The sequence below is a fragment of the Ralstonia sp. 25mfcol4.1 genome (assembly GCF_900104095.1).
Taxonomy (GTDB): domain Bacteria; phylum Pseudomonadota; class Gammaproteobacteria; order Burkholderiales; family Burkholderiaceae; genus Cupriavidus.
In genome coordinates this window covers 1-23,112 of sequence record NZ_FNJO01000027.1, presented here as the reverse complement: position 1 = coordinate 23,112, position 23,112 = coordinate 1, and the positions used below count along the sequence as shown (strand labels likewise).

Genomic DNA, 23,112 nt, shown 5'->3' with positions numbered 1-23,112 from the left:
GCTCACCGGAGTTCGATGATGTCACCCTCGAAATCGCTGCCGCTGCGGCAACGGCTGCGCACCTTCAGCGGCGAATGGCTCGGCTACGCACTGTTGGCCCTGGTCCTGGTCGTGGCCATGCCGCTGGCGCTCGACATCTTCCGCCTGAACCTGGTCGGCAAGTACCTGAGCTATGCATTCGTGGCCGTGGGTCTGGTCATGCTATGGGGCTATGGCGGCGTGCTGAGCCTGGGCCAGGGCGTGTTTTTCGGCCTGGGCGGCTATGCCATGGCCATGTTCCTGAAGCTGGAGGCATCGGACGCCAAAAGCACGGCCATCCAGTCAACCCCCGGCATTCCCGACTTCATGGACTGGAACCAGCTCACGGCGCTGCCCTGGTGGTGGGAGCCGTTCCGGCATCTGCCATTCGCGTTGCTCGGCGTCATCGCGGTGCCCGTGCTGCTTGCCTTCGTGGTCGGTTTCGCCATGTTCCGTCGCCGTGTCGGCGGGGTGTACTTCGCCATCATCACGCAGGCCGTGGCGCTGATCCTGTCGGTGCTGATCATCGGCCAGCAGGGCTACACAGGGGGCGTCAACGGCATCACGGACCTCAAGACCATGCTCGGCTGGGATATCCGCACCGACAGCGCAAAGCTGGTCCTGTACTTCGCCAATGTCGCCCTGCTCTTCGCCATGATGCTGCTGTGCCGCTGGATCCAGCGCACCAAGCTCGGCGTGCTGCTGCTGGCGATGCGCGACAAGGAAGACCGCGTACGGTTTTCGGGCTACGACGTCTCGATGTTCAAGGTCTTCGTGTTCTGCCTGGCCGCTGCGCTGTCGGCCATCGGCGGCTCCATGTTCACGCTCCAGGTGGGCTTCATGTCACCGTCGTTCGTCGGCATCGTCCCCTCCATCGAAATGGTGATCTTCGCGGCGGTGGGCGGGCGTATGAGCCTGGTGGGCGCCGTGTGGGGAACATTGCTCGTCAACGCCGGCAAGACCTATTTCTCTGAGAGCTTTCCGGACCTGTGGCTGTTCCTGATGGCTGCGCTGTTCATCGGCGTAGTGGTGGCCTTCCCCGATGGCCTGGCAGGTCTTTACCGCAAGTATGTCAGCCGCCGGCGCCGCGCCGGAGAACCGGCCGAGCCTGCCAAAGGCATGCCGGCCACCACCGTCTGACCGGAGCAACCATGAGCAATACCGACTTCATGCTGGCGGTGGAAGACCTTTCCGTATCGTTCGACGGCTTCAAGGCCATCGACAACCTCACGCTGTATGTCGACCGCGACGAGCTGCGCGTCATCATCGGCCCGAACGGCGCGGGCAAGACCACGCTGCTGGACCTGGTATGCGGCAAGACCCGTGCCACCAGCGGCAGCATCAAGTTCTCCAATCGGGAGATGACCGGGCTGTCGGAATACGCGATCGTGCGGGCCGGCGTGGGACGCAAGTTCCAGACGCCCTCGATCTACGAGAACCTGAGCGTGTTCCAGAACCTGGCCGTGTCCTTCCCTCGTGGACGCGGCGTGTTTGGCGCCCTGGCGTTCCGCACTACCGACGACGTGCGCCAGCGGGTGGCTGACGTGGCGGCCGAAATCGGCCTGGGGGACGCGCTCGAGCGCGAGGCCGCGCAGCTTTCGCACGGGCAGAAGCAATGGTTGGAGATCGGCATGCTGCTGATGCAGGCACCGCAGTTGCTGATGCTGGACGAGCCGATTGCCGGCATGAGTGTTCGCGAACGCGAACTGACCGCCGACCTGCTCAAGCGCATCAGCAAGGGACGCGCCGTGATCGTGATCGAGCACGACATGGATTTCGTGCAGCAGATCGCGGACAAGGTCACCGTCATGCACCAGGGCAGGATCCTGGCCGAAGGGTCGATGGCGCAGGTGCAGAACGACCCGCGCGTCATTGACGTCTATCTGGGCCACTAGGCCCGCACGCCACCGGACAAGGAGGAGTTCCGCATGCTGACCGTCGATAACGTGGTGGTGAACTATGGCCAGAGCGAGGCGCTGCACGGCGTGTCGTTCGCAGCCGCGCAGGGCGAGACCGTCGCCATCATGGGCCGCAACGGCATGGGCAAGACGACGCTGTTCAAGGCCATGATCGGCATGCTCCCGCTGCGCGCCGGCCAGGTCTGCGTGAACGGTCACGACGTCTCGCGCGACGAGAGCTACCGGCGCGTGCGCGCCGGCATTGGCTATGTGCCGCAGGGACGCATGATCTTCTCGCACCTGACCGTCGAGGAGAACATCATGACCGGCATGGAACAGGGCAACACCCGGCGCATCCCCGACGAGATCTTCGCCATGTTCCCCGTGCTGTTCGACATGCGCCGCCGCAAGGGCGGCAATCTGTCCGGCGGGCAGCAGCAGCAACTGGCCATTGCCCGCGCACTGGTTTCCAACCCGAAGGTGCTGCTGCTGGACGAGCCCACCGAAGGCATCCAGCCGTCGATCATCAAGGACATCGCGCGTGCGCTCAACGAGATCCGACGCACCCGCCACATCACCATCGTCTTTTCCGAACAGGTGCTGAGTTTTGCGCTGGACGTAGCAGACCGGCTGTTCGTCATCGAGGGTGGGCGCTTTGTCCATGAGACGCAGCGGCACGGCACCGATGTGGCGCACATCCGCGAATACCTGTCCGTCTAGCCGCACCCATTTGTCCACCCGTCCATCCATCCCTGCACGCACCCAGGAGGCAAGCGCATGACCGATACCCTGATCAAGGTCGATCTGGCCCAATCACCGTACGAGAATCCCAACGTCCACAACCGCTGGCACCCCGACATCCCGATGGCCTGCTGGGTCAAGCCGGGCGACGACTTCATCCTGGAAACCTACGACTGGACCGGCGGCTTCATCAAGAACAACGACTCCGCCGACGATGTGCGCGACATCGACCTGTCCATCGTCCACTTCCTGTCCGGCCCGGTTGGGGTCGAAGGTGCGGAACCGGGCGACCTGCTCGTGGTAGACCTGCTCGACATCGGCGCCAAGGCCGACAGCCAGTGGGGCTTCAACGGCTTCTTCTCGAAGCAGAATGGTGGAGGTTTCCTGACCGACCATTTCCCCCAGGCACAGAAGTCGATCTGGGACTTCCACGGCATGTTCACTTCGTCGCGCCACATTCCCGGCGTGAACTTCGCCGGGCTGATCCATCCGGGCCTGATCGGCTGCCTGCCCGATCCGGCCATGCTGGAAACGTGGAACCAGCGCGAGGCCGAGCTGCTTGCGACCGACCCGAACCGCGTGCCCGCGCTGGCCAATCCGCCTTTCGCGGCCACCGCGCACATGGGCAAGCTCCAGGGCGATGCACGCGATCAGGCAGCGGCCACCGGCGCACGCACCGTGCCGCCGCGCGAGCACGGCGGCAATTGCGACATCAAGGACCTGTCTCGTGGCGCCAAGGTCTACTTTCCGGTCTATGTGGACGGCGCCGGCCTGTCCGTTGGCGACCTTCACTTCTCACAGGGCGATGGCGAAATCACGTTCTGCGGCGCGATCGAGATGGCCGGCTGGGTCCACATGCGCGTCACGCTGATCAAGGACGGCATGGCCAAGTACGGCGTCCGCAATCCGATCTTCAAACCCAGCCCCATCACGCCGAACTACAACGACTACCTGATTTTTGAGGGCATCTCGGTCGACGAATCGGGCAAGCAGCATTACCTTGACGTGAATGTTGCCTATCGCCAGGCCTGCCTCAACGCAATCGAATACCTGACAAAGTTCGGCTATTCGCGCGCCCAGGCCTATTCGCTGCTGGGCACCGCGCCCGTCCAGGGCCATATCAGCGGCGTGGTGGATGTTCCCAACGCCTGTGCCACGCTGTGGCTGCCGACCCAGATCTTCGACTTCGATATCCGTCCCAGCGCGAGCGGGCCAACCCGAATGATCAAGGGGGGCGTGGACCTGCCGCTTTCACCGGACCTGATCTAGGCCGCGCGCCGCCGGAGCCACCATGCCCACCTACGACTATCGCTGCCACGACTGTGGCACGTTCACCGTGATCCGACCGATGATGCGGCGCGACGACCCGGCGGCCTGTCCCGGATGCGGCACGGCCGCCAGCCGGGCGCTGGTGGCGGCTCCGGCGCTGGGCAGCCTCAGCGCGGCCGCCCGCGCCGCGCATGCCACCAACGAGCGCAGCGCGGCGGCGCCGAAGGAAAGCCGTTCACACGGTGCGGGTTGCGGTTGCTGCGGGCCGGTCAAGCTGGCCAGCCCGCCCAACGCCATCAAGCAGCCGGGAGGCCGGCCCTGGATGATCAGTCACTGACGGCAAGCCATCACGGCCTGGCCGCCCGACCGGCCATGCCGGCCTCCCCGTCCACTGCAAGGATTGGAAGCGGCCCGCCCTTTCACCGGCACAGCGGCGGTCGGGCGGACCAGCTCGCATAGGGGATGGGGCCAGCTTTCCAGCCCCGCGCCACTCGCCTGTACGCACGAGGCCACGAGCGGTATCGGCCATCATCAAGCGCAAGACCAGCGCAGCGGGCGGCAGCGCTTCGTCGGACAAGCTGCAGAGCAGGCTCTGGCGCCCCGCCTGTAGGGCGTCGATCTGTGCCTGCCGATCGCTAGATCAGCTCTCGGTAAAGCACCGATAGCGCTTCGCCGCCCGCAGCGCCGTCACGCCACATTCGCGCGGCAAAAGCGTCTTCGAACTCCTCGCTGCCCTCCTCGAACATTTCATAGACGCTGTCGTGTGACAGCCCGTCTTCGAGCACCTTTAGCGCCGCGGCGACTGCCTGCTGAGCGCGCTGCGGAAGCCGTGGCTGGAGCGATTTCAAGGCCGCGATTTCGGCGTGTACCTGTTCGTCCGTTTTCCTGGCCATATCGATCTCCTTGAGTCGCCTTCGTCTATTTCAGGGCTGGCATCAACCCATGGCTTGTGCCGCTTCTATCGACACAGACTACCACTGTACGGGGCCACCCGACGCGCCAACGCGGCGTTGGGGAGCGGTGGCTAAGCGCGCCCGGAAGTATCCGTCTGTGTGGGAGGAGCGCGAGACGTTCAGCGCCGATGACTTTCCCGCCTGAGTCGCCCGCGGGAATCGCGTGGCGATTCTTCGCCGATCGGCCTGCCAGATGTGACAGCCGTTGTTTTCTTTTGACGGGAAATCAGCCGCACGCATGGCCTCCGCAACTTTTCGCTGATACACTCCGCCCCCGTCGAAAACCAATTTTACGGAGTTTGCCAACATGGCCATCAAGAAAGTCGCAGCAACTGCAGTGAAACGCGTAACCAAGAAAGCTGTTGCAACGCCCGCGAAGAAGGCAAGCGTCATCACTCGCGAAGTGAAGGCTGCCGAAAAGCAACTGGCGAAGTTCCGCGCAGATCTGGCCAAGCAAGTTGCGGCTGGCAAGAAGGCCATCGTCCAGGCTGTCGCCGATCTGAAGAAGCTGAAGGAATCGGCACGCGCCGCGCTCGCAGCAGAAAAGGCCGCCGCCAAGGAAAAGCTTGCTGCCGCCAAGGAAAAGGCTGCTGCAGCCAAGGCAAAAGCGAAGGCCAAGCCCGCAGTGAAGGGTTCTCCTGCAAAGAAGGCCGCCAAGCCGCAAGCTGTAAAGACAGTGAAGGCGGTCAAGACGGCAAAGGCCGCCAAGCCGGCTAAGGCCGTGAAGGTTGTGAAGGCGTCCAAGGCCGCCGCACAAAAGCCCGCGGCGAAACCGGTTGCGAAGGTCCGTCGTGCCAAGGCTGCCAGCGTGAAGCCGTCGGCAGTGGCCGCACCGGCACAAGTTGCTACCCCTGCATCGGCCTAAGCGCGCGATGCCCTGCGCATTACGCAGGACAAAAGACTGAGGCCTAGCGCCTCCCGCATTGAGATGCGAGTCTGACCGAAACAGCCCGATCGGCTTAAGTTGATCGGGCTGTTTTCTTTTGCAATGCCGATCGCTATCCGCATCGAAGTGAAAGGACAAAATCGCGCGACGCGGTCATCGCCGGCAAACCCACGGCGCCCGGCCGGGGCCGCGCATGGATTGCCGGCCCAAACATGGAAGACGTACCTTTCATTAGGCGGCTAATTGCATTTTTAGGTCTCCGGTTTGGGCGGCGGTCTGGATCACGCGTGACAAGACGGATCACCTGCGCATAAAGGCAGGCATGCGCTGACCCGGCACGGGTACGCCCTTGTGTCAGACAATATCCGGTGCCGAAGCAAGCCCCGCCGCTCTAAGCTAGTCGCAAAGCAAGAACAGAGGCCGGGAGGTGGTATGTCCTTCATTCGCATCAGGCGTAGCACTGCCTGGGTCGCCGTCGTCGTCTGCCTGCTGACGGCGTTGGGCGCCGTCATTGCCTATAACTTCGTTGGCAGCGAGAAACGCATCGAGCACCGGCTCACTCGCGAGTATTCCATCGACGACCCCCGCTTTGCGCGCGAACTCGGCGTACTCCTGGGCCCGCCTATTCTCGAAGGCAATCGTTACCGCGTTCTCCTTAACGGCGACGAAATCTTCCCGTCGATGCTGGCTGCCATTCGCGGCGCCAAAGAGACCATTAACTTCGAGTCGTATATCTATTGGTCTGGCGCGATCGGCGAGGAATTTGCCCGCGCCCTGTCCGAACGGGCCGAACAAGGCGTGGCCGTCAAGGTTCTGCTCGACTGGGTAGGCAGCTCCAAAATCGACCCGGCTATCCTCGACCAGATGAAGCGGGCCGGGGTCCAGGTCGAGCGATACCACCCCATCCACTGGTATACGATCGGCAAACTCAACAATCGTACCCATCGCAAGCTCCTGATCGTAGACGGCACGGTGGGTTTCACCGGCGGGGTCGGTATTGCGCCGGAGTGGACCGGGCACGCCCAGGATCCGCAGCACTGGCGCGACACGCATTTCCGCGTCGAGGGACCGGTCGTCGGGCAAATGCAGTCCGTCTTCCTGGATAACTGGATCAAGGTGACCGGGGACGTGCCGCATGGGGAACGCTATTTCCCAGCCCTGGCCCCGGTCGGTGACGGTCGCGCCCAGATGTTCAGCAGTTCTCCGACGGGCGGCAGTGAAAGCATGGCGCTCATGTATCTGCTCGCCATCACAGCGGCAAGCCACACCATCGACCTGTCGGCGGCGTATTTCGTACCCGATGAGCTGACCCACAAGGCCTTGCTCGCCGCCCTGAAACGCGGCGTCCGACTGAGAATCATCGTCCCCGGCGCGCACATCGATGCCGAGACGTCCCGGTCGGCGTCCCGCAATATGTGGGGCCCACTTCTGGCTGCTGGCGCGACCATCGCCGAATACGGGCCCACCATGTATCACTGCAAGGTGCTCATCGTGGATGGGTTGCTAGTGTCCGTCGGCTCGACAAACTTCGACAATCGCTCGTTCCGCCTCAATGACGAAGCGACCCTCAATATCCTGGACCGGGAGTTTGCCGCCCAGCAGACCAGGATTTTTGAAGACGATCTTGCCCGGTCGCGTCCGGTCTCGTTCGAAGCGTGGAAAAACCGCCCGTGGCGCGAGAAGCTGTCAGACCGCCTGACCGCGTTGCTCAGTTCCCAGCTATGACGTCGATTTTGGACGGCGGCCCGAGTGGCTGCCTCGTCCGGCCGTGCGACCAGAACGTCGCGCCGCGAGCGGAGGCGATGCCATGCTCATGCGATCTCCCTACCGATGCCTTCCCCCTGCCGCCAGCCGATGGCGCTTCACCAAGCGTGTGAGCCGGGCGGCAAGTTGAGGCATACTCGTGGCCGTCCGACCACGTGAAGGTCACGCCATGTCAAACGTAGGGCGGCTCGTCCGCAGTGCCACGCTCAACGGCTACATCGAGCTGGTGGAGTCGCTCGGCAGCGATCCCGCGGCCCTGCTGCGCGCGGCCGGCCTGTCGGCGCGGCTACTTAAGAATCCCGAGACCCTCATTCCGAGCAGCGCCCTGCGTGAATTGCTGGAAGCTACCGTCGCCGCCACCGGCAGGGAAGACTTTGCGTTGCAGATGGCCGCGCGCCGCACGTTCTCCAACCTGGGGCCGATCAGCCTGGTGTTGAAGGAAGCGCCCTCGCCGCGGCAGGGGCTCGATACGCTTTGCCGGTACCTGAAGCTCTTGAGCACGTCGCTCGTCACGCATGTGGAAGATGTCGGCCAGACAGTGATCATTCGTGAGGATCTGCTGCCAAGTCCCGGTTACGCGACCCGCCAGGCCATGGAATTGGCCGTGGGCATGATGTTTCGCATCCTGCGCGAGCTGATCGGCCCGCAGTGGCGCCCGCTGCAGGTCTGCTTTACCCATCGCCCTCCCGCCAGCCTGACCGCTCACCACACATTCTTTGGCCGCAAGCCGATGTTCAATCAGCCGTTCAATGGCTTGGTGTGCGCAAGCGCCGATCTGCAGAGGCCCCGCACGCCGGACCATTCGGGGGCGACGCAACTCGCGCGCGACTACCTCGAAACCGCCCTGAGGAACCGTCGCGAAGGTACGCGCGAATCGTGCCGGGAGCTCATCATGGCGCTGCTGCCTGGCGGGCGTTGCACCGCACAGCAGGTCGCGCGCCATCTGCGCGTGGATCGTCGCACGCTGCATCGGTATCTGAGCGCCGATGGCCAGACGTTCTCAGGGCTGCTCGACGAGGTCCGTTCCGAACTGGTGATCCGACATCTGGCAGAGAGCGACCAGCCGATCGGCGAGATCGCCAGCCTGCTGGGCTTTTCGAACCAGAGTAGCTTCAGCCATTGGTTTCGCGCGGAGTTTGGCTGCAGCGTCACGCAATGGCGGCGTCGGCAGCCCCCGGGCACAGGATCGCCCACCGCCACGGCCGGCCGCCGCCGGCCCGCGCCCGCCCTCAGTCGGCCGTAAGGACAACCTTCCCCATATGCTCGCTGCGTGCGAGATAGGCGTACGCGTCTGCGATGGCGCCCAGGGGAAACGTCCGGTCGATGGGCAGGCGGAGGCCGCCAGCGCGAAAATGCGACAGCAGATCCCGCGCGCACGCCTGGATGCAGGCAAGGCGTTCGGACTCCGTGCGTGTGCGAAACGTCGCACCCATCAGTTTGAGTCGATTGAGCCACAGCCGGTTGATATCGGTTCGCCCGAACTGGCCACCGCCCAGCCGCGCAAGGTTCACCAGCCGTCCCTTCACGGCAAGGCAACTGACGTTCTCTTCGAAAACCGTGCCGCCGATGGTGTCAATGATGACATCCACACCCCCGCCGTCCGTGGCCGCCATGATGGCCTCGTGCTGGACTTCGCGCGACGCATCGATACCCACGTCGGCGCCGAAGGCCGCCAGGCGCTCCAGCTTGTGTGCGGACCGCGAAGAGACGATAACGCACCCCGCACCTAACGCTTTCGCTGTCATCGTTGCCGCCATGCCGACGCCGCCCGACGCACCGTTGATGAACACGGTCTCGCCGGGTTTCAGTTCCCCGTTACTCACCAGCGCATCGTGGGCCGTGATGAACACGTTGGGAAACGCCGCCGCTTCGACCCATGACACGTCGTCGGGCACCGGCATCAGCGCGAACGGGGATGCCACCACGTACTGGGCATGGCAACCCCGGCCATGTCCCATCACCCTGTCGCCTGTTCGCCACCCCTCGACCTTGTCGCCAACTTCCGCCACTTCGCCGGCAAACTCGACGCCGGCGGTCATCGGGTCGCCCGTCCGATGCTCACGCTGATACTTGATCTCGCCCAGATTGATGCCCGACGCGCGAACGCGAATCAGCACCTCCTGGCCGCCCGGGGTGGGCACGTCGATGTCCTGGATGACCAGCAGGCCACCCTCGGCACCCGGCCATACACGTGCTGCTCTCATTTTTCGTGCTCCTGCATCATTGCGCTGTGAAATGCATGGCGCGTAGCAACTTGCCCTGGCGCTCATAGGACGCGCGAACATCCGCGGCCAGTTCGTCCGGGGTGGCTGCCGTGCCGACCTCCATGCCAAGCTCCTGGATCCTGCGTCGCAGCTCGGGCGACTGCAGGGCGGCGTGTGTCGCGTCGCGCATCTTCGCGGCGATGGCCGGTGGCACGCCCGGCGCCGACCATAGCCCCATCCAGCCCACCTCATTCAGTTCGGGATAGCCAAGTTCAGCGAAGGTCGGCACATTGGGGAGCGCCGAGATTCGATTCGGAAAGGCGACCGCATAGGCGCGCAGCCTTCCCGACTGGATGAACGGCAATGATGTGGCGGGACCATCGAACATCAGCGGCACCTGCCCGCCCATGACGTCCTGCAGCGCAGGGGGCGATCCCTTGTAGCTCACGGCACCCGTCTCAAGACCTGCCAGTTGGTTGAACTGGACGCCAATCGTCTGGCCACGCAGGCCGATGCCAAAGTTCGCATAGTCCAATTTTCCCGGATTGGCCTTGATATGGCGGACCAGCTCCGCAAGGTTCGTGGCCGGCAGCGCCGGATTGCCGACCAGTACCAGTCCCTGCCGTGTCAGCTGCGCGATGGGCACGATGTCGCGAAACGGGTCATAGGACACCTTGATGGCCAGCGGCACTTCCGATGCAATCCCCTTCTGGATCAGCAGGAAGGTGTAACCGTCGCGCGGTGCCGACAGCATGGACTGGACCGCGATGGTGCCGGCCGCGCCCGACTTGTAGTCGACAATCACCGGTTGCCCGAGAGGGCGTTGCAAGGCGTGCGCGAGCAGGCGCGCGATGATGTCTGCGGTGCCTCCGGGCGGCGCGCCCACCAGAATCCGCACCGGCTTCGTGGGCCAGTCGGCGGCATGGACGGCGGGGGCGGTTGCGCCGGTAATGGCGGCGGTGGCAAACAGCGCCGCACCGAGCGCGGCCGCCCGCCTGAGCGCACGGCGCGCAGGGATGATTCGGTGTTGCATGACAGTCTCCTTGTCATCGGCTTCGTCTTCTGGCTGCGTCCGGCCATTACGGCCGGTCATGGCATCCGGTCACTGCGTTTTGTGCAGGAAGCCCTGGCTCCCCCCATTTCGATTCGGCGCGAAGCCATTGGCGCGCAGGGATTCCTCGACGGAATCGTGGAACACACCGATCTGGCAGATCTCGCGCGCCTGCCTGGCTGTCGCGATCTCGCGGCCCATCTCCCGCGCAATGCGAACCAGCTGCTCGATCTGGCTGACAGTGCTCTGCTTGGCCGTGCGCCGGGGGTTCCAGAGCACGTCCTCGGTGCCACAGCGCACGTGCAGCCCCATCGCAATGCCCATCACGTTGACCGGCAGCACGTTTCGCACGTTGCTCTCCACCGTGACCACCGCGCCATCGGGCACGGCGCGCATGAAGTTGGCCAGGCTATAGATGCTGGGAGTGTCCATGCCGCCGCCAATCGCTACCCAGTTCAGGACGAGCGGGCCCTTGTAGAAGCCCCGGCGCATCAGGCGCTCGACTGACTCGAAACTGTTGACGTTGTAGCACTGGAACTGGCTCTGAATGCCGGCCGCCGTCAGACGCCGCACATGCTCTTCCACCCAGCCAGGATTGGCAGGGACGATGAGGTTCTTGTACGCATTGAACAGCGTCATGTCCTCGCGCGAGGTGCCGCGAAAATCGGCATCCTCGGCATGGTCGGTGACGTTCATCTGCGCCGTGTTGACGGTCACCGTGACTTGGTCTGGCTTGGGATCCAGGTCCGCGAGCATATGGCGGGTATCATCGGACAGCCATTTGGCGGCCTGCCCTTCATCTTCGGGAGCGAACGAGATGGAGCCTCCCACCTGGATGATCATTTCCGGCACCGCCTCACGTACGCCGGCGATCAGTTCGTTGAATTTGGACAGCCGCTTGCTACCCTTGCCGTCAAGCTCACGCACGTGCAAATGCAGCACCGTCGCGCCGGCCCGATAGCAATCCACGGCCTTTTGGATCTGTTCGTCCATGGTGAGCGGGATGTCTTCGGGAAAGTCCGATGGCAGCCAGCCCGGCGCGTAAGGTGCGGCGGTAATGATCAGGGGCGGCTGGTTTTCAGGAAAAAGGTGACCGTCGAGAAAATGCATGTCGATGCTCCAGGTAATGGCATCCAGGACGCCAAGGCGCGACAGGGCGCCCAGGCGCGCCGTCGGTTCAATAGGGGATGTCGCCCACGATGCCAGCGCGTTCCATCTTGCGCGGCGCAGGCCAGTAGTCGTTCAGCGCATAGTGCTGCGTGCACCGGTTGTCCCAGACAGCGACATCGCCTTCTTGCCAGGACCAACGCACCTGGTACTCGGGAATGGTCGCGCGGCTGATCAGGTAGTTGAGCAGCAAGGCCGCGCCGGGTGCCTTGTCAATGCCGTGACGCACATTGGCCGGCGTGCTGTAGTTCGTGAAATGCGTCGTGAAGCCCGCTCCGACGAACAGGATCTTCTCGCCCGTTTCGGGATGGGTGCGCACCACCGGATGTTCGACAGAAGGATGTTCCGCGACCAGCTTGGCCCGCGCCTCCGCCGTCATGACGGCACCGAAGCTGTGCTCGATGCTCGCCCTGGCACGCAGGCCGATGATCTTCTGCCGGATGTCTTCGGACAGTTCCTCGTAGGCTTTCACCATGTTGACCCAGATGGTGTCGCCGCCAATCTCCGGGCATTCGATGCAGCGTAGTACCGCGCCCATGGCCGGATTGGGACGCCACAAGCCGTCGCAGTGATAGTTGTTCTCGTAGCTGTGCGGGTTGTCGCTCCGGTAGATGCGTACAAGACCCGGATGCTCCGGGTCGCTACCCGCTACCGGGTGGTCTTCCAGTTGGCCGAAGCGGCCGGCGAACGCTACATGCTCGGCGCGGGTGATCGCCTGGCGGCGAAAGAAAAGCACCTTGTGCGCGAGGAGCGCGCGCTTGATGGCCGCAAAAAGCGCCGGATCGCGCGACGCATCGCCCAGATGTACCTCAGATATCTCGGCGCCGATAGCCGGGGTGATTTGCCTGATCTTCATTGTCATGTCTCCTGCGCAGTCCGATGAATCCTCGGGTGGGCTCACCGTGTTCTGTGCATCCAGTATCTGCAGCGGCGGGCGAACCGACTTGCTTAACTGGGACAATCATTTGCTAATTTGGGACAGGCAGGATGCTCCCCGGCCGTGGCGCCGCAGACCGATCGACGGTGGGGCGGCCCGGCGGCACGGCTTAACTGGACGGCTGGCCCTCAGCCGCCGGACTGAAGATCCTCGAAGATCTGCTCGGCAAGAAAGTCACACGGGGGACGCCTGGATTTCGAACTCCGGGCCAGAATCAGTTCCAGGGGCGGCAAGTCCGGCAATCCATGCGACCGTCCGAGCAGGGTGAGATGCGGGGGAATGGCGCACTTCGCGAGCGCGGTAATCGCCAGACCCGCGTCTACCATGCTCAGCAGCCCCAGCAAGCTCGGGCTTTCATACGACGTCCGGTGTGGAATCCTGGCGCGGTCAAGGCTGCGGATGGTGTTCTCCCGGGCGACGCTTCCCGGCATGAAGACGGCAATCGGCAACGGCCGATCCTCCCAGATCTTCGGCCCGTTCGCCTTGGCCGCCCAGGCCATCGGCTCATGTCGCAAGAAATCGCCAGAGAGCCCCTTGACCCGTGTGCCGCAAGCCAGGTCAACCGTTCCGTCCTTGACCAGTGGGCCCAGGGCACTGCTGGGCAACCCCATGACCTGGATTTCTACTTTCGGGTAGGACGCCGAGAATTTCTTGAGCACCGAGGGCAGCAGGGAGGAAGCATAGTCATCGGGGACGCCAATGACGACCTTGCCTGTCACCTCCGGGCGCACTACCGCCGCCCAGGCTTCGTCGCGCAGCGACAACATCCGCCTGGCGAATCCCAGCAGCACCTCGCCCTCATGCGTCAACGCGACACTGCGTGCCCGCCTCACGAAAAGCTGTCGGCCCAGGGACTCCTCGAGCGCCTTGATCTGCATGCTGACAGCCGACTGCGACCGGTTGACCGCCTCCGCAGCACGGCTCATGTTGCCGGTCTCTGCAATGGCGACGACCGTCGCGAGGACATCATGATCGAGCGACTTCATAGGTATCAGAATAACTGAAAGTAACGATCAATATTATGCGTTTTTATTGTCGGTATGCCCATGCGATATTGCTGACACGGACACACGGACAGGAAGTCGCGAACCCGCGCTTCCATCCTCCGTGTCCGACGCTTCCACCCAACATCACGCGCCCCCGCATGGATACCCCTGGCACACGCGTCCCCGTGCTCGATCACCCGCTGCGCGCCTCACTGGCCGCAGAGTTGCACGCCCGTCCTTTCCTGCGCCTGACCGGCAGCGCGTCGGTCACGCACTACGCCATCTACACCGAGAGCGATCCCGCAGTGCATGAGCGCCTGCTGCGCGCGCTGTGCGCCGAGACTGGCATGGCGTCGCCGCCGCCGGGCGCACGGCACTACGCCGCGCAGTCGGCGTTCGGGTGGCATCTGAAGTGGGAGCGGCACACCGAATTCTCTACGTTCACGTTCGTTGCACCGCGCAGCGACCGGGCGTACTTTGACGATCTCGCCATCCGGGGCGTGCCGCCGCAGTGGCTCGAGATGCTTGGGGGCATGCGTTTTCATGCGTTGCGCATGGAGCTACTGGCGGCTGGCGCAGGCGAAGCCGTCTGCGCGCATCTTCGCGATTGGCTGGCTGGCCCGACGCTCGTCGGCAGCCATGTATTGGACGGCGGCAAGGTTTTCAGCGATTGGAGTATTGGTGCGGATGGACATATGCGCATCCTTGCCATCGACGATGATTTCCGGGAAGAGCAAGGTGGCAGGCTCCTGCAACGACTCTACGAAATCGAGACCTATCGGATGATGGCGCTGCTCGCGCTGCCGGTTGCACGGAGCATGGGCGGTGACCTGGACGAGATCCATGCCGCGCTCCAGACGCTCATGCGCAGCATGAACACGCGTCGCGCAGGAGAAAACGACGCAGAACTGCTGGTGCAATTGACGGATCTGGCCGCCCGGGTGGAGTCCCTCGCGGAGCACGGCGGACGTTTCAGCGCCTCGTGGGCTTATGAACGCCTCGTGCTGGCGCGCATTCACGAACTGCGGGAGCGACGCATCGAGGGGATGCCGATGATTTCGGAATTCATGGAGCGACGCTTCGCGCCTGCGATGGAGACGTGCAAGAGTGTCTGGATGCGGCATGAGCAGCTTGCCGCGCGCATCGCCCGTGCGGTCGATCTGCTGCGCACCCGGGTCAATTTGACGCAGGAGCGCGACGTCACCCGATTGCTGGCCGGGCTGGACCAGACCTCCCGCAATCAGCTGAATCTCCAGCACGCGGTCGAGGGCCTGTCCGTGGCGGCCATCTCGTACTACGTTCTGTCGCTCGCGGCGGCCGGGTTCAAGGCGCTGCACGTCATGAACCTGCCCATTGACCCCGAACTGGCCGAAGGGCTGCTGATCGCGCCGGTGGTCATGGCTGTCTTCTTCATTACCAAACGCAGTCGGGCCCGGCATGCCCACGGCACAAACCGCGTCGGCGTCGCCGCCCAGCCTGTGGTCACTCAACCGGCGCCCACCCAGGTGCTCTAATACCCCTCCACCGCCTCGTCTCGACAGAAATGATGCCCACACCTCACTCGGTCGCCCCGTTCACCAGCGCGCTCCCTTTCCCGTTGCGCCCACAGACATCCGGCTTCCGCCCAAGCCTGCCGGAATCCCCGCATAGGTCACCGTCTTCGAGGACGCAACGGACGCCGACCGAGGTGCTGGCCGACAACGCCAATGATCGACCCGATATCTCGTCCATTGCCGTTCTGGGCTACAACTGATCGCAAGCAGGCCTGGGCAAGCAGCGGTGGGGTGAGGCGCAGCCTATGCTGCCGCCTTCCACCACCCGCCAGCCTTTACTCCTGATCGGTCTGCAGAAAGAATTCGACGCGCTCGTCGCCGGCGCCGGCTGCCTCACCGAATGTCAGCCATCCATGGCGCCGCAGCGGCACCTCGTCACGGCGCAGGATAAAGGGCGCCTCACCGTCCACGCAGACATGGGTGCCGTTGGAGCTTCTGTCGACCAGCAAATAACGCCCCGCGCGCGGTTCGACAATTGCCTGAAAGCGCGACGCGCGGCGATCCGTCACGACGATGGTCATGCTGCCGTCCCGACCGACGGTGACGGGGGCTGACTCGGCGGTCATTTCGACCAACGTATCGCGATAGCGCAGCGTGAGAAAGCCGGATGCGACGATGTTCTGGCCGGAATCGACGACCAGCGTGAGGTCCGTTCCCTCCCGCCATATCGCCTCGAACAGTTCCACGGGCTGATCCCGTCCGCGCACCCGGATGGGATAAAGACTGCGTGTGCGCGGTTGCACACTGGCCGACAGTTGCCTCACCGTCTCCTTGCTGGTGATGATCTGCCCACGCGACGCCAGGGAGGTGAGTCGGGCAGCCAGGTTGACGGTATCGCCGAATACGTCTCCCGATCCCTCACGCAGAACCGGCCCATGGTGCAGCCCGATATGGACCGACATGCCAACGCCCGACACGGGTGCCAGCTCCGCCACGGCCAGCTGCATATCTATGGCCGCGAGCAGTGCCTTGTCTGCCGATGGAAACATGGCCATCAGTTCGTCGCCGATGGTCTTGACGACCTGCCCCTGCCAGGCGCCTGCGCAGGCCGTCATCACCGCAATACAGCGGCCGATCGCGGTCAGGGCCGCCGCGTCGCCAGCGAGTTCGTACAGCCGCGTACTCCCGCTGACGTCCGCAAACATCACCGCCCCAAGCGAGACATCGCCCTGCGCTTGTCGATCCATGCCAGCCTGGTCCATACCGGATCTCGTCCTGATCCGCATCGCTCGACATCCGTGCCGAGCCATTCGATGCGCGCTGCAAGGAGCCCGCACCCACCCGTGCGATCTCGTACGAGAATTCTGGCACCCCGAACCTGCCAGCTCAACCCAAAAACGGTCCGCCCTGCCTTGCTCCCCGCGCAGATCTTGCATCTAATGATGGCAGCAAGGCAATGTCCTGCTCGATCTGTAGCATGCCTGACGACGCACGCCTGACACAGCCCCCTGGCAACATGCCACGATCCCCAGCCCCCGAGATGGCCGCCCCGACAGCGGATGCCCTGCGTACACGGTTCGTGGCGCTGTGGTCCCGCGCCGGCGGCAAACAGGCCGAAATGGTCTACGCGGCGCTGTTTGAACGCTATGCCGATCCGGCTCGTCACTATCACACGCTGCAACATGTCCGCCGGTGCCTGCGCGACTTCGACTGGGCGCGCAGCGCCATTGCAGACCGTGACGCCGTGGCGGTGGAACTGGCCCTGTGGTGCCACGACGTGGTCTATACCCCAGGCGGCACCGACAACGAAGCACGCAGCGCAGCATGGCTTCGGCAATGGTCGGGCGTTGCAAGTCGGGCCAGCGCTGGGGCCGCGGCTGAAAAAGGCGCCGGGAACGGCATGGCGGAGATCGCGCGCGTCGGGCGCTTGATCCTTGACACGTCACATACCCACACGCCATCCGACGCGGCAGGCTGCTTTGTCGTCGACATTGATCTGGCGGTGCTGGGTTATCCGCGCAGGTGGTTCTGCGGGGATGCGGTGAATCTGCGCGCGGAGCGTCCCGACCTCGACGCCATGGCCTACGATCGCGGCGAACGCGCGTTTCTCAGTACACTGCTGGCCCGCCCGCGCATCTATCTTACCGAGCCGTTTTTCGGGCGTTACGAGGCCCGCGCCCGCCGCAACCTGTCGTGGCGACTGGAACAGGCGTCACCGCCGGGCTTGTCGACGCCACTCAGAGGAACTCTGCCTTGATATCGATGCTCGATCGCTGCCCCACGCTTTCATAGTTCCGCGCAAGCCAGACTTCGGCCTGCGCCCGACCCTGGTCGCGCAACTGGCACAGGAACGACCAATCGCCGTTGTATTTGCTCGATACATGCAGCGCGGCCATGGTCTCGTCGGAGCGGATGGAGTGGATCAGCATCTCCTTCATGTCCTCCCCTTCCACACGGCCCTGCTGGATCAGCGCAGTCACAAACGCAATCGCGCGCATTTCGCGCATCAGCGACGAATTGAAGCTGACCTCATTGAGCCGGTTGAGGATGTCGGCAGCCGTGGTCGGCACACCGCGGCGAATGATTGGATTGATGTGGACGATCACCACGTCGCGCGTCTGGCACTCATAGATCAGCGGGAAGATCGCCGGGTTACCCACATAGCCACCATCCCAATAGAACTCACCGTCGATTGTCACGGCCTGGAATAGCGTCGGCAGACAGGCGGAAGCCAGTACGGCCTCCACACACACATCGGCCCCGGAGAAGAGGCGAATCCTGCCGGTCTCGACGTTCGTCGCGCACAAAAACAGGCGAATCGGACACGCCTGGCGCAACCCTTCGAAATCGACCTGCTGCTCCAGTACATCGCGCAGCGGGTTCATGTTGTAAGGGTTGAACTGGTATGGGGATAACACGCGGAGCGCCATGTCAGCCATGGCATACAGCGGCGAATAGTTCAACCCGAAGCTATGGCTGTTCTTCAGCCACGGAATCCATCGCAGAGGACTATACCGCTGCGCCGACTCGGCGATGGCCTGCCAGAATGTATGCAACCCCTCACGTGCGGCCGCCGCGCCACCGCGCCGCAAGCCGTTGGCCAGCACGACCGCGTTCATGGCTCCCGCGCTCGTGGCGCTCACGCCCTCTATGGCGAGTCGGCCATCTTCCAGCAGGCGATCGATGACGCCCCACGTGAAGGCGCCGTGCATACCACCGCCCTGCAACGCCAGGGCCACCGGCTTTCCGTTCTTGCCGTCCATTGCTGCCCTCCCGCTCAGGCGGCGTGCCACCTTCGGTATTCGGCTGCGCCGCCGCCCGGTGTTTTACGTCCAGCGTTTTGGATGCCGTACCGTACTGGAGCTGGTAGCATCGGCCATTGCGCCCGATGGCCGCTATCCTGAAAGTGTAGTGAAGAAGTACCGCCTGCTGGCGCGCATCGTGCCCATTTGACCGGCGCGACAACGCCCCAGCGCATATTGCACCGCAACACCGCGACCAGTATCATGCGCGATTCAAATTTTTTGCGCACACTGGTGGCTGCGGGAGGCATGCTAGTCTCGACAGTCCGGCCGCCGGTCTGTATACCCTCCAAGATGGGTCCGCAGGCCCAACGCCAGTGTCATGGCCGGCAATTGTCGGCCATCTGCCCAGGAGCACGTATTGACTCATCCGGATCGCGACCTTGAACCCTCCAGCCTGACCCCGGCCGGTGCGAAGCCCTCCCGCCGCCGGCCCACGGGCAAGAACCAGGCCGCGGGCCCGCTGTCGGACAAAGCGTCCATCGCCCGGCAGGACGCAGAGCGTCAGGGCCAGATGCGCGCTCTGATCGCGCTCGGCCGTGAACGCGGGTACCTCACGCATGCGGACATCAACGACCATCTGCCGGACAATGTGACGCCGGCGGCGATGGACACCATCGTCAGCACGTTCAGCGACATGGGCGTGGCGGTGTACGAACAGGCACCGGATGCCGAGACGCTCCTGTTGAACGATGCCGCCACGACGACATCCGACGACCAGGCGGATGAAGAAGCGGAAGCGACACTTTCGACCGTCGACTCGGAATTCGGTCGCACCACGGATCCCGTTCGGCTATATATGCGCGAAATGGGCGGCAGCGAATTGCTGACCCGCGCCGGCGAAATCGCCGTCGCCAAGCGCATCGAGAGCGGCCTGCAGGACATGATCCAGGCCATCGCTGCGTGCCCGTCGGTCGTCTCAATGATCCTGGCCGATGTGGACCGCATCATCGCCGGTGAACTGCGCATCGACGAACTGGTCGACGGCATCAGCGAACCCACGGAAGGCGACGCCGCAGACGAGGGCGACATGGCGGATGACGCCGCGGCCGTCGCCGACGACGCGGACACCGACGCCTCGGACGACGCCGACGAGTCGTCGGACGATGAAGACGATGACGCTGGTGGCGGGGATTCTGAAAAAGCGAACGCCGCCCGCCTCGAACAGCTTACGGCAGACAGCCTGGCCATTTTTGCACGCGTCCGTGCCCTGTTCGAACAGCTTCCCGAGGGCCCGGTCACCGGCCAAGCCCGCACCGCCGCCATCGCGCGCGTGCGCGAGGACATCCAGCGCGAACTCGCGCCGATCCGCTTCACGGCCAAAACGATCGACAGCCTGTGTGCCAGCGTGCAGAACCAGGTGGCCGAGGTGCGGACCATCGAGCGCAGCATTCTGGATATTGCCGTCGAACGCTGCGGAATGCCGCGCGAGGCCTTTATCAAGTCCTTTCCGGGCAGCGAGACCGACCTGGAATGGACGCACCGCACTGCTGCGACGTCGCAACAGTTTGGCCCGGCGCTCGAACGGCATCTCCCCGCGATTCAGGCCGGCCAGCAGAAGTTGATCGACATCGAAGCCAAGGTGGCGCTACCGCTGCAGCAACTCAAGCAGATCAACCGCCAGATGAGCGCCGCAGAACTGAAAATGCGGCAGGCCAAGCGGGAAATGATCGAAGCTAACCTGCGACTCGTCATTTCCATCGCCAAGAAATACGTGAATCGGGGAATGATGTTCCTGGACCTGATTCAGGAGGGCAACATCGGCCTGATGAAGGCGGTGGACAAGTTCGAGTACCGGCGCGGCTGGAAATTCTCCACGTACGCCACCTGGTGGGTCCGTCAGGCCGTGACGCGGGCACTCGCGGACCAGGCGCGTACGATTCGTGTGCCGGTCCACATGATCGAATCCATCAACAAACTCAACCGCATCTCGCGGGAGATCCTGCAGCAGACCGGCAAGGAACCGGACCCGGCGGTCCTCGCCGAGCGTATGGAGCTGTCCGAGGAGAAGGTACGCGGGATGCTCAAGATTGCGCGGCAGCCCATTTCGCTCGAGACCCCGGTGGGTGAAGAGGGGGACACGACGCTCGGCGACATGATCGAGGATGATGCGGTGAGTTCGCCGGCTGACGCCGCCATCATGGCCGGGCTGCGGGCACAGATCGACTCGGCCCTAGATGAACTGTCGCCGCGCGAGGCCAAGGTCCTGCGGATGCGGTTTGGCCTCGACACGAGCATGGAGCACACGCTGGAAGAAGTCGGCAAGCAATTCGACGTGACCCGCGAGCGCATCCGTCAGATTGAAGCCAAGGCAATGCGCAAACTGAAGCATCCCAGCCGGGCTGACAAGCTCAGGGCATTTCTCGACCGTTGAGCGAGGGCGGAGGTGCATCTCCGCTGTCCGGGCCCGCAGGCACCGGACTTCCCGCACCAGCATCCAGGAACAGGGCCCGAATTTCGGGCCCGCATTTTTGGTACCATCCTGCCGCAAAGCAAGCACGCATACCTGGGGCACGCGGCACTATGGGCAAGAAAAACGATTGGGCTGTGAGATTTCTGACGATTCCGGCTGTAACAGCCTGCTTGCTGTCGGCAGCCTGCACGACAACGGCGCCGTCCCATACCGGTCCCTATTCCGGCCGCCAGCTATCAACGTACGATATGTCGACGGAATATGCGACCGAGTACTCGCCGGACGGGTTCACGTTGCTGGTCTACCACCGATATCAGCAATTCACGATGCTACGCAGCAGCGCGGCAGCCGAATGCAAAGCGGCGGCTGGAAATGTGGCCACGAGTGTCGCCGATCGTTGGAACAGGAAGCTCGCGCCGATGGACGACAGTCGCGTCGAACTGAACACCAGTCGGAACTGGCTGGGCAAGATCACCGCATGTTCGGCGAAGGTGCCGGTCGTCTGGGAACGCTGAGCCGGACGAAAACCGGCTCAGGTGTTGCCCTCATCGACGCAGATTGCGGGCGCGGCGTCGGCCGCCTTCAGGACCGCGGTTCCGACAGTAACGAGAGAATGCGCGGATCATGCTCGACGCGCTGCGCTTCAACGATCCGCGCCTTTGTCACGTCCGGGTGAGCCGGGTTGAATAGATAGTTCGACGCGTAGGGCACCAGGACGCTTGGCACCTTCAGGAGCAGACTGGATCGGACGGAAAGCCATTCGGTCCCGGCGTTTTTCGACCAACCCGCGTCTTCCTTCCAGTTTTGCGGCAGGTCCGGGATGTTCGCCACCGCGACTGCGTCATCAATCTCGATTTTCAGGAGTTGATAGTTCGTGGGAAGGTCCTCGATCCGCGACACTTCGTGGTGAACCAACACCTCGAGGAACGCCAATGCCGGATGCTCTGCCAGGTACACGACCGGCTGACCCGGAAAATGCCAGCGCCCACCCGCCCGCAATCCGCCAATACCTTTGAGATCGGCATAGTTGCTGATTCGCCAAAGGACCATCAGGCAAAGTACCCCTCGTCGATCTGCACCAATTGCTCCTCGACGAGATGGGCGCCCTGCTCCGTTCCGGCCAACGACAATGGCGCAACGCCGCCGAGCCGCTGCTGTTTGGACCGCAGCCAACGCAGACCACGCTCCATGTCGCCAAAGGTGTTGGCTGCCTGAGCCAGAATCCGGGCGAGCCGAATGGCTTTGTCCGATTCCTCCACGGTCAGGGATTGGCCTTTTTCGCGGCGATGACTGAGAGTCCTGCGGGGAATGATGAACGTGATCTCTTCCCACGAAAGCCCGGCCTCTAGCAGACGCTCCAGGATGTCAACCGGAAGTCGATCGTTGGCCAAGGTGGCAAGATCCGCCCCGGTCCGCACTTTTGTGCTCAAAAAAACACTCAGTCGATCGAGATAACGCTCGTAAGGCGCTTGCGCACCGGTGGGGCGAAAGGCGATGGTCTGCATGGCGGGCTCCGGCATTTGCCTCCATCTTAGCGGCAAATTGCCAAATAGACAATTGCGCCCCGGGATTCACCCGAAACCAGCCTACACCATCGCAGGCTAACGGGTGTTTAGTCCGGCGATACAAGTTCTGAAACGGCTTTCGCGTTTCGGACGCCCCAAAGCAAAACCCCCAAGCTTTTGGGGCTTGGGGGTTCTGGGTATAAGAGCCTGGCGATGACCTACTTTCACACGGGTAGTCCGCACTATCATCGGCGCAAAGTCGTTTCACGGTCCTGTTCGGGATGGGAAGGGGTGGTTCCAACTTGCTATGGTCACCAGGCATGACGGGTTGCCGCGCTGACATGCATCAGCGCAGCGAATCGGGGTGTAGTAAAGAGGTTGTGTTGTATGCCATGCGGCACACGCGGACTCACGTCCCACCAGGTCAAACACACTGGTTATAGGATCAAGCCTTACGGGCAATTAGTACTGGTTAGCTTAACGCATTACTGCGCTTCCACACCCAGCCTATCAACGTCCTGGTCT

General features: G+C 63.5%; 22 protein-coding genes, 2 rRNA genes and 1 pseudogene. 12 read left to right on the top strand and 13 right to left on the bottom strand.

What is annotated here, in order from left to right:
- Positions 1-18 precede the first annotated feature (18 nt).
- Genes urtC through BLQ58_RS27760 form a run of 5 tightly spaced genes read left to right on the top strand, consistent with a single transcriptional unit; the run spans position 19 to position 4,263 of the window.
- Positions 19-1,158 (top strand): urea ABC transporter permease subunit UrtC, encoded by a 1,140-nt coding sequence (urtC, locus tag BLQ58_RS27780; protein WP_217636091.1) that lies wholly within the window; start codon positions 19-21, stop codon positions 1,156-1,158.
- 11 nt (positions 1,159-1,169) lie between these two features.
- A complete protein-coding gene (gene urtD / locus BLQ58_RS27775) occupies positions 1,170-1,913 on the top strand; it encodes an urea ABC transporter ATP-binding protein UrtD (RefSeq protein ID WP_029051606.1) in 744 nt (247 codons plus the stop codon).
- A gap of 33 nt (positions 1,914-1,946) precedes the next feature.
- Complete coding sequence (urtE, locus tag BLQ58_RS27770) at positions 1,947-2,636, top strand: urea ABC transporter ATP-binding subunit UrtE (protein ID WP_092603646.1); 690 nt, start codon at positions 1,947-1,949, stop codon at positions 2,634-2,636.
- A gap of 57 nt (positions 2,637-2,693) precedes the next feature.
- Entirely contained in the window at positions 2,694-3,926 is a 1,233-nt protein-coding gene (fmdA, locus tag BLQ58_RS27765) for a formamidase (protein WP_029051554.1), read from the top strand.
- Positions 3,927-3,948: 22 nt separating this feature from the next.
- Positions 3,949-4,263: a zinc ribbon domain-containing protein gene (locus tag BLQ58_RS27760; RefSeq protein WP_029051555.1), complete on the top strand. Its 315-nt coding sequence runs from the start codon at positions 3,949-3,951 to the stop codon at positions 4,261-4,263.
- Positions 4,264-4,404: 141 nt separating this feature from the next.
- Here BLQ58_RS27760 and BLQ58_RS29620 read toward each other — a convergent pair.
- A pseudogene (locus BLQ58_RS29620) lies at positions 4,405-4,530 on the bottom strand (LysR family transcriptional regulator); the annotation flags it as partial.
- A 31-nt stretch (positions 4,531-4,561) separates the two neighbouring features.
- Positions 4,562-4,819: a hypothetical protein gene (locus BLQ58_RS27750; protein WP_029051556.1), complete on the bottom strand. Its 258-nt coding sequence runs from the start codon at positions 4,817-4,819 to the stop codon at positions 4,562-4,564.
- 367 nt (positions 4,820-5,186) lie between these two features.
- Between BLQ58_RS27750 and BLQ58_RS27745 the strand changes: the two genes are divergently transcribed.
- The 3 genes from BLQ58_RS27745 to BLQ58_RS27735 all read left to right on the top strand — a co-directional run bounded on the left by BLQ58_RS27745 (position 5,187) and on the right by BLQ58_RS27735 (position 8,772).
- Positions 5,187-5,744 (top strand): hypothetical protein, encoded by a 558-nt coding sequence (locus tag BLQ58_RS27745; protein ID WP_049815969.1) that lies wholly within the window; start codon positions 5,187-5,189, stop codon positions 5,742-5,744.
- 453 nt (positions 5,745-6,197) lie between these two features.
- On the top strand, positions 6,198-7,490 hold the full coding sequence (locus tag BLQ58_RS27740; protein ID WP_049815970.1) for a phospholipase D-like domain-containing protein: 1,293 nt from the start codon (positions 6,198-6,200) through the stop codon (positions 7,488-7,490).
- A 208-nt stretch (positions 7,491-7,698) separates the two neighbouring features.
- Positions 7,699-8,772, top strand: a complete 1,074-nt coding sequence (locus BLQ58_RS27735) for an AraC family transcriptional regulator (protein WP_029051558.1) — start codon at positions 7,699-7,701, stop codon at positions 8,770-8,772.
- Here the strand turns inward: BLQ58_RS27735 and BLQ58_RS27730 are convergent.
- From BLQ58_RS27730 to BLQ58_RS27710, 5 genes are all read right to left on the bottom strand, one after another.
- Positions 8,759-9,733, bottom strand: coding sequence for a quinone oxidoreductase family protein (locus tag BLQ58_RS27730; protein ID WP_092603642.1), 975 nt, complete (start codon positions 9,731-9,733; stop codon positions 8,759-8,761). The two genes, BLQ58_RS27735 and BLQ58_RS27730, sit on opposite strands and share 14 nt — an antisense overlap.
- Before the next feature lie 16 nt (positions 9,734-9,749).
- Entirely contained in the window at positions 9,750-10,766 is a 1,017-nt protein-coding gene (locus BLQ58_RS27725; protein WP_092603640.1) for a tripartite tricarboxylate transporter substrate binding protein, read from the bottom strand.
- Between the two features lie 69 nt (positions 10,767-10,835).
- Positions 10,836-11,894: a beta-keto acid cleavage family enzyme gene (locus BLQ58_RS27720; protein ID WP_029051649.1), complete on the bottom strand. Its 1,059-nt coding sequence runs from the start codon at positions 11,892-11,894 to the stop codon at positions 10,836-10,838.
- 67 nt (positions 11,895-11,961) lie between these two features.
- A complete protein-coding gene (locus tag BLQ58_RS27715) occupies positions 11,962-12,807 on the bottom strand; it encodes a TauD/TfdA dioxygenase family protein (RefSeq protein WP_029051648.1) in 846 nt (281 codons plus the stop codon).
- Positions 12,808-13,016: 209 nt separating this feature from the next.
- Positions 13,017-13,874, bottom strand: a complete 858-nt coding sequence (locus BLQ58_RS27710; RefSeq protein ID WP_029051647.1) for a LysR family transcriptional regulator — start codon at positions 13,872-13,874, stop codon at positions 13,017-13,019.
- A gap of 185 nt (positions 13,875-14,059) precedes the next feature.
- On the opposite strand from BLQ58_RS27710, the gene BLQ58_RS27705 reads away from it, so the two are divergent.
- A complete protein-coding gene (locus BLQ58_RS27705) occupies positions 14,060-15,388 on the top strand; it encodes a DUF3422 family protein (RefSeq protein ID WP_092603638.1) in 1,329 nt (442 codons plus the stop codon).
- Between the two features lie 314 nt (positions 15,389-15,702).
- On the opposite strand, the gene BLQ58_RS27700 is transcribed toward BLQ58_RS27705, so the two are convergent.
- A complete protein-coding gene (locus BLQ58_RS27700) occupies positions 15,703-16,629 on the bottom strand; it encodes an adenylate/guanylate cyclase domain-containing protein (protein WP_254776226.1) in 927 nt (308 codons plus the stop codon).
- A gap of 278 nt (positions 16,630-16,907) precedes the next feature.
- On the opposite strand from BLQ58_RS27700, the gene BLQ58_RS27695 reads away from it, so the two are divergent.
- Positions 16,908-17,624 carry an HD domain-containing protein gene (locus BLQ58_RS27695; RefSeq protein ID WP_029051511.1) on the top strand — a complete coding sequence of 239 codons (717 nt, stop codon included), beginning with the start codon at positions 16,908-16,910 and terminating at the stop codon, positions 17,622-17,624.
- On the opposite strand, the gene BLQ58_RS27690 is transcribed toward BLQ58_RS27695, so the two are convergent.
- Positions 17,605-18,630 carry a patatin-like phospholipase family protein gene (locus BLQ58_RS27690; RefSeq protein WP_029051510.1) on the bottom strand — a complete coding sequence of 342 codons (1,026 nt, stop codon included), beginning with the start codon at positions 18,628-18,630 and terminating at the stop codon, positions 17,605-17,607. The genes BLQ58_RS27695 and BLQ58_RS27690 overlap by 20 nt on opposite strands.
- Before the next feature lie 361 nt (positions 18,631-18,991).
- On the opposite strand from BLQ58_RS27690, the gene rpoD reads away from it, so the two are divergent.
- Together rpoD and BLQ58_RS27680 are read left to right on the top strand one after the other, a co-directional pair.
- Complete coding sequence (gene rpoD, locus BLQ58_RS27685) at positions 18,992-21,043, top strand: RNA polymerase sigma factor RpoD (protein WP_092603636.1); 2,052 nt, start codon at positions 18,992-18,994, stop codon at positions 21,041-21,043.
- Positions 21,044-21,192: 149 nt separating this feature from the next.
- Positions 21,193-21,597: a hypothetical protein gene (locus BLQ58_RS27680; RefSeq protein ID WP_254776224.1), complete on the top strand. Its 405-nt coding sequence runs from the start codon at positions 21,193-21,195 to the stop codon at positions 21,595-21,597.
- Between the two features lie 67 nt (positions 21,598-21,664).
- Here BLQ58_RS27680 and BLQ58_RS27675 read toward each other — a convergent pair whose 3' ends face one another.
- From BLQ58_RS27675 to BLQ58_RS27660, 4 genes are all read right to left on the bottom strand, one after another.
- Entirely contained in the window at positions 21,665-22,135 is a 471-nt protein-coding gene (locus tag BLQ58_RS27675; protein WP_092603656.1) for an RES family NAD+ phosphorylase, read from the bottom strand.
- The gene (locus BLQ58_RS27670) at positions 22,132-22,587 is read right to left on the bottom strand and encodes an antitoxin Xre/MbcA/ParS toxin-binding domain-containing protein (RefSeq protein ID WP_029051505.1); all 456 of its coding nucleotides are present in this window, start codon (positions 22,585-22,587) and stop codon (positions 22,132-22,134) included. The genes BLQ58_RS27675 and BLQ58_RS27670 overlap by 4 nt, the downstream gene beginning before the upstream one ends.
- A 205-nt stretch (positions 22,588-22,792) precedes the next feature.
- A 5S ribosomal RNA gene (rrf, locus tag BLQ58_RS27665) occupies positions 22,793-22,906 on the bottom strand.
- Positions 22,907-23,028: 122 nt separating this feature from the next.
- Positions 23,029-23,112 (bottom strand): 23S ribosomal RNA (locus tag BLQ58_RS27660); the annotation flags it as partial.